Annotated in this window: 15 protein-coding genes, 1 other RNA gene and 1 pseudogene; 4 read left to right on the forward strand and 13 right to left on the reverse strand. The window is 49.7% G+C overall.

Going from position 1 to position 13760, the window contains the following annotated elements:
* Positions 1-847 precede the first annotated feature (847 nt).
* The 9 genes and pseudogenes from ACN28Q_RS17660 to ACN28Q_RS17700 all read right to left on the reverse strand — a co-directional run bounded on the left by ACN28Q_RS17660 (position 848) and on the right by ACN28Q_RS17700 (position 8878).
* Positions 848-1309: a M67 family metallopeptidase gene (locus ACN28Q_RS17660; protein ID WP_165907080.1), complete on the reverse strand. Its 462-nt coding sequence runs from the start codon at positions 1307-1309 to the stop codon at positions 848-850.
* Positions 1284-3050: a ThiF family adenylyltransferase gene (locus tag ACN28Q_RS17665; protein ID WP_095847538.1), complete on the reverse strand. Its 1767-nt coding sequence runs from the start codon at positions 3048-3050 to the stop codon at positions 1284-1286. Before ACN28Q_RS17665 ends, ACN28Q_RS17660 begins: the two co-directional genes overlap by 26 nt.
* On the reverse strand, positions 3050-4114 hold the full coding sequence (locus tag ACN28Q_RS17670) for a cyclic GMP-AMP synthase DncV-like nucleotidyltransferase (RefSeq protein WP_131928990.1): 1065 nt from the start codon (positions 4112-4114) through the stop codon (positions 3050-3052). The genes ACN28Q_RS17665 and ACN28Q_RS17670 overlap by 1 nt, the downstream gene beginning before the upstream one ends.
* A 23-nt stretch (positions 4115-4137) precedes the next feature.
* A complete protein-coding gene (locus tag ACN28Q_RS17675) occupies positions 4138-5211 on the reverse strand; it encodes a patatin-like phospholipase family protein (protein WP_095847540.1) in 1074 nt (357 codons plus the stop codon).
* A gap of 438 nt (positions 5212-5649) precedes the next feature.
* Positions 5650-5952: a hypothetical protein gene (locus ACN28Q_RS17680; RefSeq protein ID WP_095847541.1), complete on the reverse strand. Its 303-nt coding sequence runs from the start codon at positions 5950-5952 to the stop codon at positions 5650-5652.
* Positions 5953-6145: 193 nt separating this feature from the next.
* On the reverse strand, positions 6146-6478 hold the full coding sequence (locus ACN28Q_RS17685) for a hypothetical protein (RefSeq protein ID WP_095847542.1): 333 nt from the start codon (positions 6476-6478) through the stop codon (positions 6146-6148).
* 176 nt (positions 6479-6654) lie between these two features.
* A pseudogene (locus ACN28Q_RS17690) lies at positions 6655-6909 on the reverse strand (IS110 family transposase); the annotation flags it as partial.
* 80 nt (positions 6910-6989) lie between these two features.
* Positions 6990-7865, reverse strand: coding sequence for an integrase domain-containing protein (locus ACN28Q_RS17695; RefSeq protein ID WP_095847543.1), 876 nt, complete (start codon positions 7863-7865; stop codon positions 6990-6992).
* Positions 7866-8632: 767 nt separating this feature from the next.
* On the reverse strand, positions 8633-8878 hold the full coding sequence (locus ACN28Q_RS17700; RefSeq protein WP_095847544.1) for a helix-turn-helix domain-containing protein: 246 nt from the start codon (positions 8876-8878) through the stop codon (positions 8633-8635).
* A gap of 158 nt (positions 8879-9036) precedes the next feature.
* On the opposite strand from ACN28Q_RS17700, the gene ACN28Q_RS17705 reads away from it, so the two are divergent.
* Together ACN28Q_RS17705 and ACN28Q_RS17710 are read left to right on the forward strand one after the other, a co-directional pair.
* Positions 9037-9318 carry a helix-turn-helix domain-containing protein gene (locus ACN28Q_RS17705; protein WP_095847545.1) on the forward strand — a complete coding sequence of 94 codons (282 nt, stop codon included), beginning with the start codon at positions 9037-9039 and terminating at the stop codon, positions 9316-9318.
* 108 nt (positions 9319-9426) lie between these two features.
* On the forward strand, positions 9427-9693 hold the full coding sequence (locus ACN28Q_RS17710; RefSeq protein ID WP_015854887.1) for a helix-turn-helix transcriptional regulator: 267 nt from the start codon (positions 9427-9429) through the stop codon (positions 9691-9693).
* Positions 9694-9762: 69 nt separating this feature from the next.
* On the opposite strand, the gene ACN28Q_RS17715 is transcribed toward ACN28Q_RS17710, so the two are convergent.
* From ACN28Q_RS17715 to smpB, 3 genes are all read right to left on the reverse strand, one after another.
* Complete coding sequence (locus ACN28Q_RS17715) at positions 9763-11004, reverse strand: integrase domain-containing protein (RefSeq protein ID WP_095847546.1); 1242 nt, start codon at positions 11002-11004, stop codon at positions 9763-9765.
* A gap of 180 nt (positions 11005-11184) precedes the next feature.
* Positions 11185-11547: a transfer-messenger RNA gene (gene ssrA / locus ACN28Q_RS17720) on the reverse strand.
* Positions 11548-11596: 49 nt separating this feature from the next.
* Positions 11597-12082 (reverse strand): SsrA-binding protein SmpB, encoded by a 486-nt coding sequence (gene smpB, locus ACN28Q_RS17725; protein ID WP_095847547.1) that lies wholly within the window; start codon positions 12080-12082, stop codon positions 11597-11599.
* A 160-nt stretch (positions 12083-12242) separates the two neighbouring features.
* Here smpB and ACN28Q_RS17730 point away from each other — a divergent pair, with 160 nt between their 5' ends.
* Together ACN28Q_RS17730 and ACN28Q_RS17735 are read left to right on the forward strand one after the other, a co-directional pair.
* Positions 12243-12677: a type II toxin-antitoxin system RatA family toxin gene (locus ACN28Q_RS17730; RefSeq protein WP_095847548.1), complete on the forward strand. Its 435-nt coding sequence runs from the start codon at positions 12243-12245 to the stop codon at positions 12675-12677.
* Positions 12670-12954, forward strand: coding sequence for an RnfH family protein (locus ACN28Q_RS17735; RefSeq protein ID WP_095847549.1), 285 nt, complete (start codon positions 12670-12672; stop codon positions 12952-12954). The genes ACN28Q_RS17730 and ACN28Q_RS17735 overlap by 8 nt, the downstream gene beginning before the upstream one ends.
* Before the next feature lie 99 nt (positions 12955-13053).
* On the opposite strand, the gene bamE is transcribed toward ACN28Q_RS17735, so the two are convergent.
* A complete protein-coding gene (bamE, locus tag ACN28Q_RS17740) occupies positions 13054-13392 on the reverse strand; it encodes an outer membrane protein assembly factor BamE (RefSeq protein ID WP_095847550.1) in 339 nt (112 codons plus the stop codon).
* Positions 13393-13760: the final 368 nt, after the last annotated feature.

Genomic DNA, 13760 nt, shown 5'->3' on the forward strand with positions numbered 1-13760 from the left:
CTGCGTTTCTTCAGGCAAAGTGTTGAATATTTGCGGCCGCTGACTGTTTTATACTCATTCTTGAGCCTTCACAGGGGTAAATGAATGGATGAAGGGCACATGATTGGTTTTAGCGCAATCTCTTCAGTTTCATACAGTGGTACATTCAGCAGTACAGTAGACACTCAGGCTGAAAGCCTGCCCTGGCATCGGTTTAGTTCTCCTCTGATCGATTGGTTGAAAAGAGTTGGCGCAAAACATGTGCATCTAATGACAGAGCTGCCGCCGGAATGCTTGGTAGCAGCTACGGGCTGTAGCAGTTACGCCAGCGATAAGGCCGCCACCGCATTTAGCAGGCACAAAACAGCCCGCGCTGGGGGAAGTTGAATTTATTCCCTATTATTTTGATTATATGGCTTATTCATGATTTGATTTTTGTTTTATGGGCCCAAGTGTGGGCCTAAAAATTTTTTGCTTGCTTAAAGTAGATGCTGTGGGACTCATTTTTGACATGAGTAGCAAAATATTTTCAACCGAGGAATCGAATTATGTGTTTTTAGCCATAGTGACCTGCTCCCAATTGATTAACATACGGTAGTGTTTGTAATATCTGCTTCTGGCACTCAGTTGCCTGCAAGAGTTCCATCAGGCGGCTATGAGCGATAAGCAGACCTATCATTATGGTGTGTTTATCAACGGGGAGCAGGTCAGGATGACCCCGTCCGAATTCGCCGAGAAATCTGCCGGTTGCCAGAATAAGCAACCAACCTGAAGCCGGTTATTCCTGATTATGTATGGATCATATTCGGGGTCAGGGTCATGAAGCCGGTTATTCCTGATTATGCATGGATCATATTCGTGGCCAGGGTCATAACAAAGTTATTTCTGATTCGCTTTTCGTTCCATTTGGGAGATAGGTGTGAGCAGTTATAATTAGCTCACCTTTCGAACCTGATTTGACAATGACAAGGACCGCGAAGTTTGCTCCAACATTTTTATCCTGAACAATTTGAAGCATGGACCTGTCGTCCTTACTGCTGGGGTACGGTTCAAAAGATGGGTGGGAGTGCCATTCACCGATATAGTTAAATATCTGATAATTATGGCCTGTTTCGTTAAAAAATTTACTGAACCCACTGATTGCTTCTTCAAGCCGTCTGACAAAGTAGGCAAATGCACCACAACGATGTACTGTCATTTCGCGTACTATAAATTCATTGGGTCCAATATGTTCCCCCATTAAAACCCCACCAATTTCGCGGCGTCCGGCTTTAGATAGAGCGTCCATTATCACTGCCTGTTGTTCAGCCGGAAGAATCAGGTTCAGCACGTTCCTCTCCTTCATAAATTTTCAGTATTGCTTGTAGGGCAGCTAAACGATCCTCTTCACTGACGCTTGTGTCATCGGTATCCCACCCAGCACCAGACACATGGACTGGGTGCGTGTCAAAAGGTTGCTCAAAAATCCACTCACAGCGCATGCCGAGTAAATATAGAGAGTAAGGGAATACGCTGGGGTCTCTTGATAATGCTGTATCAATAGCAAGCCTGGTTAGCGCTGTAGCGATAAATCCAACATCACTGTCATATGCGGTCAGAGGCTGTTCTTCACTGCCATCGTAATTTTGGGCGCTATCAAAAGGTGCTTTAGGAAGAGTTGATAGATGACTATAAAATGCATCGCGAACGGCCAAAGGGTTTGGGTCATAACCCGGACGGGAACGAGCAATCATTCCCCCGTACCCTCCTGCAAAAATTTCCCCCCAACACAGCGGAATCTTATAGCGTTTCGCAAGAGCGGACAGCTGAAGAAAAACCTCAGGGTTTGCCGTTGCGTCAATAAGCAGATCGCATTTGGAGAGTTCATTAAGGATGGAAGCCATAAATACCGAGGACTCTTGTCCCGCCAGACGAATAATACTTGCATCGACTTCAATGCCCGCAGAAATCAGTGAAAGTGCACTTTTTACGCCTTCTACCTTATGTTCGCCAACATGATTCCAGTACAGCTCGTGACGTACCATATTGCTGGTAGCCAGGTAATCATCATCAACTAACAAAAATCGCTTTATTCCTGACCGGGCAAGTGAAGTTGCGATTTTACTACCCATTGAGCCCAGGCCAATGATTCCTACTCTGATCTTCGTCAGTCGTTGTGATTCCTCTGATAACCTAAGCTCTGTGGATGAAGGAAAAATAATACTGAATTCGTGTATAGTGGGTTCATCACTAGAGGTAAGGTAAAAAGTTCTCACTGATGATCCATCTCTACCTAGTAACGCTATCGTTCTGGCCTTGTACTTATTATCTTCCTGAACCAGAATGTCTTCTGTATCAAAGCCCTCATCTGATATCGCCTGAATTAAATCTTCTCCAGATTTAATTTTCAATCTCAAATCAAATCCTTCACTTTTGAACACCCACCCTTCTCCGGAAAGTGAAAGTAAGTAAGTTAATGCCCCAAGACTTTGTGGAACGTCTTCGACGTTTTTGAAATTATTCTCTGCATCGGAAATCTGAGTGATGAATGTAACAGCCTTATCAGAACTGAACAGGGTTGCCGTTTTTAAACTGGCTCTGGATAGAGGAGGAAGATTACTCCAAGTTTCCATGATATCGGTGGTTAGTATTAAGCGCCAGGTCGAACTCCGCAAAATCTGGCCTTCTGTTAAACGATGTGCTGAGGGAACTGAATTTGGTAGTTCGGGATGCTGCTCTGTGTTCAGCAACTCAAAGGCACTGAGCACCATATCCGCCCCAGTTACGTCAGGCTGCCAGTTATCTGCTCGCCATTGCAGACACAATGACCCCCCTTCACCATATTGGTGGTTTGACCATCTCTCGGAACTATCTCTGGGACGGATATAGGGTGGAGAATCTGGAAACGAGTCCGGATAAGTCATTCTCCCTTCATAAACGCGACCATGAATAGTCATGTTTATTTCTACTGACAACTTACCATCGCCCTTAAAGCGCAAAGCTATGTTTAGCCACTCTTGCTCACTCTCAAGGCGTTTGAGCTCCTCCTGCTCACGCAAAAAGCGCGCAGGATTCTCCAGTAACCAATTCATCAGGCAAACCCCGCTGATTTATTAGGTGTGACGGGGTGAGCGGGGAAGGATAGATATGCCGATGCGCTGACAGCTGGGCGCATGAGAGATTTGGACATGTTGGTGTCCTGAGAGATTTCTGTACTGAAATAATCAGTGTTGAAAACCCTATCCCAGGCAAGCGCGGCTTTTTCACGAGTGCAGTTATACTCTTCAAGCACTTCAAGTACATTTAGCGCCTCAGTTAGGCATTCTTGAAAGAAAATTACGGCGTCATCGTTTTCTTCTGCAAGATTCTTATCTGCAAACACCGGATGCCCGATGCGCTGGCTATATGTCAGCTGAGATTTGATGACCTTCCACGTTTCACGTAAAGCATCATCATCTCGGCCCGCCTGACCAACAAAATGATCTACAACTAATTTCGAAATACAAATACCGCTGGTGGTTTTCTTTTTCCATGAGGTCCGGGAACGAGCCATTTTCTTGGTCAGCTTTGTAACACGGCGAAGTTGGCTGGTATCAGCCTGACCAGTTTTAAGCTCTGAACCAACAGCATTGTTGTACCATCGGGTAACCTTACGGGCATCGGATTTAGTCCACTCATCGCCACTGGCGAGCTCATATTCAGTTGTTTCGTTACCCCAAAAGTCCTTTGTGATAAATGAACGGTATATTGGGATATCGATGTGATAACCATCAGGGTAGAGTTGGCGTACGCAATTTGTCTTAACAACAGCATTATAGGCCAGCCTGTCGTCTTTCAACGCTTTTCGAACTCGCTTTCGTGCATCCTGCGCACCAAGATAATTACCGTCTCCATCTTTCAGGTCTTCTTTGTTGAAATAAATTCCGTCATCGATGTCGTAATCACATAAATCGTCCTGGACCATGGTGCGCATCGCATAAGAACCTTGGGAGCTAAATTCTTTTGGCAATGGATGGGATGAGCGAGTCAGGCCATTTTCGAGCCGTTTTCTTCCATTATCACGACGGTCACGCATTTCAGACTGGTCAGTGTTTGACAGAGTTACTTTTTCTGAATGATACCCTTTCATTTCTTTATTGCAGTCAATTAACGTCATGTTGATCTCCCAGAGATTTAAATTTAGGTATTAGATTTAATCGACAGGGCGGTTCGAAATTCTTTCATGTGATTATTTGATTCGGCAAGAGCCCATGCGTAATCAACGTCGGACACTGCCTGCCGGGCTAATGCATTAAGTACTCTTGGACGTGCGTCATCCATATTTTCGAGGTATTTGTGTAGCTCCCCAGAGGGGCACTGAGCTGGCATTCGGTATGCAAAACTGCCATTGCCTCTCAACTCGGCAATTTTCCGAGCCATATAATCGTAAGCAACCGCCTGGGCATTCATACTCGCAGTGATTGCTTTGAGGCCGCCGGACCATCCCAAAGCTCCACGGTGCAACATACTGCTACTGGCAAGTTCCTCACCTCCCTGAACAGGAAGAGTGCCCAGCATGAATAAGTGTACAGGGCGTTCAGTCTCGCCCCTGAGCTGGAGAATTTCATGGGCTTCGATCATGCCTACAGCACCTGGATTATTAGCCCAGAGCCCACCGTCAACGTAATCGACGATTGCTCCGCCAGAGCCTGGCTCCTCAAGGCGTGCGATTGATCGGAGGATAGGTGCAGCACTAGTTGCCATACATACATCAACCAGTAGTCGATCATTGTCTCGTCCATTTAGGCGAGCCATATGCGGTGTTTTAAATACAGTTGAGGAGTGACGATTTAAATCTAAAGTAGTGATGGCTAAACCGATCCCTCGGCGTTCATAAACTTTGCCAATAGTTTCTTCACCAAAGGTATCTTTAAGCACTTTACGTAAGGCAAATTCACCTGAAGCTAGTCCCGAGCACAACCCGCGAACGTATTTACCTACAAAAGGAAGGGCACGAAGTCGCTGCCGTGGAAAAATATCTTTACCGTAAGTCTGGTAAAGCTCGAGAACCTTCTCAAGCTGAATACCAGCGGCTAATGCGCAGGCAACGATCCCTCCTGTACTGGTACCTACCAGTAGATCGAAGGCAGAACCAGGGTCAGACTGTTTAAAACCTGTCTGACTTAGCCTTTGAGAAAAAGTCTGTAAGTAGGTGGCCTGATAAACACCACGCATTCCACCACCGTCTAAGCACAAAACACGAAATGGGTTCATTTGCACTATATATGCCAAAAGAAAAATGGGTTAGTTACTATATATAGTGATTTCAATCTTTTTTCAAGTCATGCTGGATATAATCACATACTGTGACTTGCTCCCCGTCAGTCAACACTAAGTGCTGTTAGCTACTTCCGCTTTTGGCACGGAGCGGATCGCCTGAAACACCGCGAGGACCTGACATTGACTAGTCAGGGTTGAATATTTTTCACATCGAACATCACATCCCTATTATGAATCGGTCTGTGAATCGCGTCTCATCAGAAATTCGTCATGAAACTCCCCATCAACGCATAGCGCAGCGTTATCAGTCGCCCACTCGGTGAACCCGAAGGAACGATAAAGCGCATATGCAGCCCGGTTGGTTGTAACTACTGACAGTTTTACTGTTTTGGCTGAACTGGCGGCTTCCAGCGCCGCATCCATGAGTCTGGCTTAAAGCCCGGAACCTCTCTTCTCGGCGCGAACATACATTCCCCAGATATTCGCAACATGACTCAGCTTTGGTAACGAGCTTCTGTTCACGCCAATCATGCCCTGCAAGGTGTTATGAACATCAAAACCGCCGAAGACATGACTGGTTCGTAGTTGTTCGGCAAAGAATTGCAGTGGCTTCTGGCTGCATTCTCCATAAGACGCACCAAAGGCTTCAGGATGAAGCCGTAAAGCCTCCAACCTCAATTTCCTGAAATCGTCCAGATCGTTCTCGATTATGCGCCGTACTGTAAATGCTTCCACTCATGACTCCTTGCTGCCCCAGATTTATAGTGTCAGAACCTGAATAATCTAGCATAAGAGTTCCTATGAAACTTCCGCTCTTGGCACTCTGAGGACGTTCGGCCCCCTCCAACTATTGCCGGAAGGGCCGTCAGTGCTGACGGCAAACACTTCTCAGTTGTGGCTTATTCATCGATGCATCATCCACAACAGATTACTTGACGTTTTTATAGGGAGTAAATTCTCCCGGACGAGCTTGTGATCCTTTATTTTTAAGCTTTAGCTTTTGGCATAACCGAGCATAAATATCGGGAGGAAAACCTCCGTCAAATGACCATTCATCACCACGTTTCTTCATCTGCAGAACACCAGATATATTTTTATATTTAGCGCCAAGGTTATTCTTAACAATATATTCAGAAACCTCCGAGCTATGTGTGAAGCCCTGCGCTGATAATTCTGTTACCAGTTCGTTAAACTCCTGTTCATTTAATGATTCAGTATTTGGTACTGAAAGGATTGTTTGCGGCTTACGTATAAATGCCATAATGATCTCCATATATTTTACGTCTCAGCGTCATAAATGTGAGCTAAGTTTGCAATGAAAAGCTTCCGGGGCCAGCACTTAACTCTATCCCATTTTGTAAAATCGGCAAAGAGAGGACCAGTTCCTCATGATGTCAGCCATGTCCGCTTCACGCCCTGAGGCACTCGACAAGTTTTTTATGACTTCAGTAAGGGCGAATTTATCTCTTTGAGTGCCAGCAAGTATTTTGCTTCGTCGTAGCATGTTCTGGCCTTCCAGCAGTGGTAAATGATCCTTATCCATTTGAACGCCAGAGCCTGGATCGCGGATTGATGAGATTTTCCCTTTTCTCTCTGCCCCTGATAATACAGTTTGGCCCAGTATGATGAGTTAACCGTCTTCGCAGTCCATTCCACGAATGTCTGTCGGACGAACTTGGCACATAGCCGCCTGCCGGATTAGATTGCGCTCAGATCAGCAAAAGAGCCAGATCGAGCATGGGTCAGAACACGCCGATTTATTCAACGACACTCTACAGCGCTTTCCCATAAACCCGCTCCACATACCGCCCACGTCCATCACCATGCCCTAAATCCATCGACACCAGCGAGCGGGCTTCCCGGTTGCTGAACCCCTGTCGCCGGTAATAACGCATCGCATCCTGCGCCCATGCGTAACGCAGGCTGTGCGGGGAATATTGCCCCTTTAGTCCTGCCAGAACGGTTTGCGAGCGCCAGCGATTCATGGCGCTTTTCAGATCCGGTTTATCAATCAGCCGATCGTTGCGGGTAGCGGCAATCGCCAGCGCCTGATTCACCGTCTGCATTAACACTTTCCGATCCAGCACCCGCGTTTGTCGGGGCCGTCCGCCCTTGGTGCCAAATACTACCGTCAATTGCTCGTCGCCCCGTTCCAGCGCGGTGGCCCATGTCTGAAGCGACTGCGAACACTGCACCGCTTCCTGTGAGCGCAGGCCCATCATGCGAGCCAGTTGCAGCGTCAGCGCGAGTCCGGTGTCTTTCTGTTGCAGGGTTGCCAGCGCTGCCTGATAGCGCTCCGGCGTAATCGCCTGCCGCGTACCGTCCCGGCTGGCGCCGCTCAGCCCTAACGCCTTGTTGCTCAAGCGTTCCGCATCCGCCAGCTTAACTCGCCCGGCGGTGCGCAGCATCACCCGTACCGCCGCCATTTCGTTATGCAGCGTGCGTAGAGTAATTCCCTGTTCTAACCGCCCGGCGATATAGCATTCGATATGTTTCGCTTTCAGATGCTGCACCGTGCGTATCTGAATATTCAAAGACAGCAGGTGGCTGGCAAGCCGCTCTGCAATTTTTAGTCGGTCATGTACCGTCTTATGGCTGCCGCCAGCCTGTCGGGCCAGCGTCTGCATCTCCCGGCTTAATCGTGACATATGTTATCCCCCCATCCTCAATAACCTCTGTTCTCCGGCGCACGGCGATTTACGACACGGGGAAACCGTGCCGCACTGAGCAATACCTGCGCGCCGGAGCGGCAGCGGTTGAGGTATGACGGAGATATCGGTTATGCACTCGGTGCAGCCGCCTGCATCAGCAGGGTAATCCCCTCAGGCTGAAAGCCTGCCTCAGGTATCGGTTCAGTCCTCCTCTGATAAGTGGGTTGATGAGAATTGACGCAGAAAATGTGCGTCAGATGACAGGGCACGCCGGAAAGCGTTGTGGCGTAAGGGCTGGCGCAGGGTTTGTTCGCGGCGTCACTTGCAACGGCTATGCGCCGTATGAAGTGACGCCGCAGCCTCATTGAAGTATTCGCTGAGGCAGCAAAAGGCCGCAGACGGTTGCGCCAGCAATAGAGGTTGTTGTACGCATCAGTGCGTATGCAAAAAGGATGCAGCCCTAAGGCATTGGGATAAGGTAGCTACCATCGCCGCAGCGATCACCCGCAAAAGGGTAGCGGGGCGGGTTGGGGGTCGACCACACAGGCTGGGCCTGCGCGTTGCCTTGAAGGTCGTGGCAACATGGGAATGCTGCTTGCAGCAGCGGTATCGCACTGACAATTTACTGCGCCAAAATCCGTATATCAAGCGGCTAACGCGCTGCGCTTGTTGGCTCCTCACTGGATTTCTATTCCATAGAAATCCAGTGAGGAGTGTCTAAATCCACCAACAGGATGAAAAAAAATTTTGTAAATTTTTAGTGGCTAATCCGAGGTTCCATCTCGGTATTGTTGATGTTGTCCGCTGTTATAACGCGAAGGCCAGATCTCTTCGGGGCGTTTATGCAAGGCTTCGGCGATTAAGCGTTCTCCTTTAGGCCAATGGCGCGTCAGTGTATTTGCCAAAGTGGAAGAGGCGAGTCCCGCTTCTCTGGAAACCGCAGCCAGCGTTGTGCCTTTCTTTCTTAAACCAGCAATGATATCTGCCGGATGCCAGTCTTGTTCGGTCATCGGAAGTTACCCTCGTTAGTAGTCATAAGACAGAGTCAGCGAAGTTGCCTTCTTCCGACTCAGGCATGTTTTATGTTTCTTCTTTAGGAAGTCTAAAGATAATGAATCTTAAGGAATGCTAAAGATTCTGTCAATACAGTTATTGGTGGCAGATCCTTATGATCCCTGAACGTCTTAAAAATGCGAGGTTACGGGCTAATCTGACGCAAGAGCAGCTTGGCGTATTAGCCGGGATTGGCGAAGAGACGGCCTATTCTCGTCTCTCGCAGTATGAGAGCGGAACGCATACGCCATCGTTCAAAACGGTTTGCGCCTTTGCACACGCATTGAACGTGCCAGAGAGCTATTTCTACACCGTGGACGATAGCTTTGCAGAAGCGATCCTGACACTGTATGCCGGTGAAACCGTACGGTGGCAACGCACACCAGATGACAAATAAGGGCAGGGTACACACTAAGCGCGTCGCCATCTTTATAAACTCTAAAGAAAATTCATATTGAGGAATGCTAAAGATTACCGCAATACATTAACTGCCGGTAATAACTGAATGATTCCTAAGCGTTTGAAAGCGGCCAGATTAAGAGCGAATCTTACGCAGGAGAAGCTCGGCGTACTGGCTGGTATCGAAGAGGCTACCGCCTATTCGCGTCTGTCTCATTATGAAAATGGCACGCATAAACCCACGTTTGAATTGGCCTGCGAATTTGCCCGTGTACTCAATGTGCCGGAGTGCTACTTTTACATTGTTGACGATGAATTCGCAGAAGATGTGCTGAATTTGTACCTTGAGCGTTCCCGACGCAAAGAAAAATAACGCGTCTCCCGCCTCACACCATCACTTGCTTATGGTGTGAGGCGGGAGAGAAAACACGGCCTCATACAATCACCCGATCGCCTTAAGTCCCCGGACTCCGCCTTCCAGCACGCTGCCGTTGTCCGCCGCTTTCACAAAGTCAGCCCACCATTGCATCATGGGGCGACGTTGTTCCAGATAATCGCTGCGGTTATAGGCCCGGCGTACTTCATTTTTATCTACGTGGGCGAGGGCGGCTTCGATGACATCGGGCGGAAAGCCTTGCTCATTGAGCGCGGTGCTGGCAATGGAGCGCATGCCGTGGGATACCAGAATGCCGCCTAATCCAGCGCGTTTCAGCGCGGCGTTGACTGTCTGGCTATTCATTGGCTGTAACGGCTTAATGTGGCTGGGGAAAACATATTCCCGCTGGCTGCTTAAGGGCTTCATTAGCGCCAGAATCGCCAACGCCTGTTCTGACAGCGGAACGATATGTACCCGCTTCATTTTCATGCGTTCGGCCGGAATGCGCCATTCTTTAGCTTCCAGCTCGATCTCTTGCCAGCGCGTCTCAGCGGCTTCGACAGGGCGGGTGAGGGTGAGAAGCTGCCACATGAACAGACAGCGGGTCGGTAACTCGATATTTGCCAGCCGCATTGTTTGCATCAGTTGCGGTAGTTGATCCGGGCGGATGCTGGGCATGTGCTTTTTCTGCGGTTTCTCGAATGCCTTGCTGATATTGACGCTGGGAGCCGCATCGATCAGACCAACGTTCATGGCATAGATCATCACTTCGTTAATCCGCTGGCATAACCGCCTTACCGTTTCCAGCGCGCCTCTGGCCTGTACCGGCTGAATAGCCTGCACCAGCGTGCGCGCTTTAATATCCGTGATGCTGATATCGCCGATGGCGGGAAAGATATCCTTTTCGAGGGAGCGCTGGATATCGGAGGCATAGTCGGCGGTGACGCTGCTCTTTTTTAGCTGTAGCCAGCGTTCGGCAACGACCTTAAAGGTGTTGGATTGGGTTTCCAGCGCTTGCTTGCGCAATGAAAGCTGGTGTTCATAAGGGTCAATATCTTTTACCAGCAGGGCGCGGGCCGCTGTACGGCGTTGCCGGGCGTCGGCCAGAGTAACTTCGGGATAAGGCCCAAAAGTCAGTTTTGCGCGCTTTTTGGTTAAAGGCCGGTAGTAGCGCATCTGCCAGACTTTCCTGCCGCTGCTTTTGATGAGCAGTTGCAGACCGTCGCCGTCATGCAGTGTGTAATCCGCCTCCTGTGGTTTGGCGGCTTTGATCTCCGTATCGGTGAGGGGTTTTGTTAACCGTGCCATAGGTACCTCCATCATTTAGGTACCCGCTAAATGGGTACCTGCCTTTCGGGTACCTAAGAAGGTACCTAAAAGTTGTGGAAGCCACAAGATCGCCCCAGCGCCCAGCAGACGTAAAAAAGCCCGCAGGGCTTGTGCCATGCGGGCTTAGTGGACTTCTTTGGCGTTCTATAGAACAAAATTTGGTGGAGCTGGGGGGATTTGAACCCCCGTCCGAAATTACTACACCGTTGGCACTACATGCTTAGTCCAATCTTTACATTCGCCTGCCAGCTGCGGATGGACACGCCACTAACAAACTAGCCTGATTGGATTTAACGCTTCAACCCCAGGCAGGGTATCCACGCGATCTCTTTTGGATTTGACCTCTCTTGATCCCCGTCCTAAGAGCGGAGGCTAGGGAGAGAGGGCTCAGAGCAGGTTATTAAGCTGCTAAAGCGTAGTTTTCGTCGTTTGCGACTATTTTTTTGCGGCTTTTTACGAGGCCAACCGCCCCTCGGCATGCTCCTAAGGCTTCACAATCCCGTCGAATCCAGAATCAGCCCCAGTAACTAAACAGCAGTATAACAGAAGTTTACCCTGCTACGCCAGCAACTTAACGGCCGGCGGCGTTCTTCATGATGCGGGCTTTCGCCGTTTGCCATTCGCGCTCTTTAATGTTGTCGCGCTTATCGTGCTCTTTTTTACCTTTGGCTACGCCAATTTTCAGTTTGGTCCAAGCATTCTTCCAGTACATGGAAAGGGCGACCACGGTGTAGCCTTCGCGGTTAACGCGGCCGAGCAGTGAATCAAGCTCGCGTTTGTTCAGCAACAGTTTGCGTGAACGCGTGGGATCGCACACCACGTGCGTAGAAGCCACGTTCAGTGGCGTGATGGTGGCACCAAACAGATAAGCTTCGCCGTCGCGGAACATAACGTAGCTGTCACTGATGTTGGCCTTGCCAGCACGCAGCGATTTAACTTCCCACCCTTGCAGGGACAGGCCGGCTTCGAACTCTTCTTCAATGAAGTATTCGTAGCGGGCGCGCTTGTTTTGCGCAATGGTGGCGGAACCGGGTTTGTATGCTTTTTTCTTTGTCATAGTGCGGTCATTATACTGGATGCCGCAGCGAAAGAAATCCTTTCCCGTTCAGCACATGCGTAATTTCTCGCTTTTTGCGCCGGGTAAATCAAGCGTAGATTTTTTGTCTGATGCCCGATCGATGTTATTATCTGCGCGTTTATGATTCACAGGAAATGATATGCCACAGATCAGTCGGTCTGCGTTGGTACCGTTCAGTGCTGCGCAGATGTACCAATTGGTTAATGATGTTCATTCTTACCCTGATTTCCTGCCGGGTTGCACCGGTAGCCGCGTGCTCAACGCCACGGATAAGGAAATGACGGCGGCGGTAGATGTCGCCAAGGCGGGGATTAGCAAAACGTTTACCACACGTAACACCTTGCAGGATAACCAAAGCATCAATATGCAGCTTGTGGATGGCCCATTCCGCAAACTGATGGGCGGCTGGCATTTCACGCCGCTGAGCCCCGATGCCTGCAAGGTGGAGTTACATCTGGATTTTGAATTCACTAATAAGCTGATCGAGTTGGCTTTCGGTAAAGTGTTCAAAGAGCTGGCAGGCAGCATGGTGCAAGCGTTCACCCAGCGGGCCAAAGAGGTTTACAGTGCCTGATATCCGGGTCGAAGTGGTCTACGCACTGCCGGAGCGCCAGTACCTGCGCACGGTTACCCTGGCGCAGGGCAGCAGTGTTGAACAGGCGATCCGGGCTTCCGGGCTGTTGGAACTGCGCAGCGAGATCGATCTTGCCGCCAACAAGGTGGGCATCTATAGCCGCCCGGCCAAGCTGGGGGATGAAGTGAATGATGGCGATCGGGTGGAGATCTACCGGCCGTTAATTGCCGATCCGAAAGAGTTGCGCCGCCAGCGGGCGGAAAGAGCAAAAAAATAAGGCGCGGAAGGCGCCTTGTTTTTTTGCTACCCATCACCGGAAAGTGCGCCAGCCTGGCAAGGCCAGCGCCACCTGCGATGATAACGGGCGCCGGGCTGATTAATTGGTCAGCGCTGGCTTGTTCTGAATATCCGTCAATACACCCGCACTATCAAAACTCAGCGTCAGCGTTTGTTGGCTGATTGGCTCATGGCCAGGCTGCTGGCGGAACACATAGAACCACGTTTGAGTACCGAACGGATCTTGCATCATAGGGGTACCCAAGGTGTAAGCGACCTGCTGTTGGGTCATACCTTTGTGAATTTTCGCCACATCGGCTGCTGTTAAGTAGTTCCCCTGATTGATATCCGGCCGGTAAACCACTTTTTCAAAAGTTGAACAGCCTGCAGTCAGCATCACAAGAACCACAGCGGCAGCAGTCAGCATTTTACAGCGCATAGTAATTACATTCCTTTTGGGCATAGGGTGCCGATGATAATAGACCTTGCAGCAGTTGGAAACCTTTATGCTCACCATACTGCAAGTTGCCTGTGCGTTGGCTGCGCTCAGCCGCCCGAATCATTTATCTGAGTCAGCCCTCGGCTCCTTTGCTTGCCGCGTATTCGGCGATACGCCCGCGGGGCCAGCACAAGGGCAGAATAAACGCGCTGTTGGCGTTTTTATTCTGCAACGTAGATTATGAGAGTATATACCCGGCATATTTCAACTTGCCAGAGCGTTGGCGCTCCTCCGGCCCTTAGGCACCAGGCGATCGAAGGGCGGGAGCGGCGTTTTCCCGTTGACGGAAAGCTGCCGGGCATAGAGCG

The sequence above is a fragment of the Gibbsiella quercinecans genome, assembly GCF_002291425.1.
Lineage (GTDB): Bacteria > Pseudomonadota > Gammaproteobacteria > Enterobacterales > Enterobacteriaceae > Gibbsiella > Gibbsiella quercinecans.

Bases quoted from the DNA above. Each gene is read 5' to 3' on its own strand.
- ACN28Q_RS17665 (WP_095847538.1), bottom strand. From the start codon at position 3,050: ATGAATTGGTTACTGGAGAATCCTGCGCGCTTTTTGCGTGAGCAGGAG.
- ACN28Q_RS17670 (WP_131928990.1), bottom strand. From the start codon at position 4,114: ATGACGTTAATTGACTGCAATAAAGAAATGAAAGGGTATCATTCAGAA.
- ACN28Q_RS17675 (WP_095847540.1), bottom strand. From the start codon at position 5,211: ATGAACCCATTTCGTGTTTTGTGCTTAGACGGTGGTGGAATGCGTGGT.
- ACN28Q_RS17685 (WP_095847542.1), bottom strand. From the start codon at position 6,478: ATGGCATTTATACGTAAGCCGCAAACAATCCTTTCAGTACCAAATACT.
- ACN28Q_RS17695 (WP_095847543.1), bottom strand. From the start codon at position 7,865: ATGTCACGATTAAGCCGGGAGATGCAGACGCTGGCCCGACAGGCTGGC.
- ACN28Q_RS17700 (WP_095847544.1), bottom strand. From the start codon at position 8,878: ATGACCGAACAAGACTGGCATCCGGCAGATATCATTGCTGGTTTAAGA.
- ACN28Q_RS17705 (WP_095847545.1), top strand. From the start codon at position 9,037: ATGATCCCTGAACGTCTTAAAAATGCGAGGTTACGGGCTAATCTGACG.
- ACN28Q_RS17710 (WP_015854887.1), top strand. From the start codon at position 9,427: ATGATTCCTAAGCGTTTGAAAGCGGCCAGATTAAGAGCGAATCTTACG.
- ACN28Q_RS17715 (WP_095847546.1), bottom strand. From the start codon at position 11,004: ATGGCACGGTTAACAAAACCCCTCACCGATACGGAGATCAAAGCCGCC.
- smpB (WP_095847547.1), bottom strand. From the start codon at position 12,082: ATGACAAAGAAAAAAGCATACAAACCCGGTTCCGCCACCATTGCGCAA.
- ACN28Q_RS17730 (WP_095847548.1), top strand. From the start codon at position 12,243: ATGCCACAGATCAGTCGGTCTGCGTTGGTACCGTTCAGTGCTGCGCAG.
- bamE (WP_095847550.1), bottom strand. From the start codon at position 13,392: ATGCGCTGTAAAATGCTGACTGCTGCCGCTGTGGTTCTTGTGATGCTG.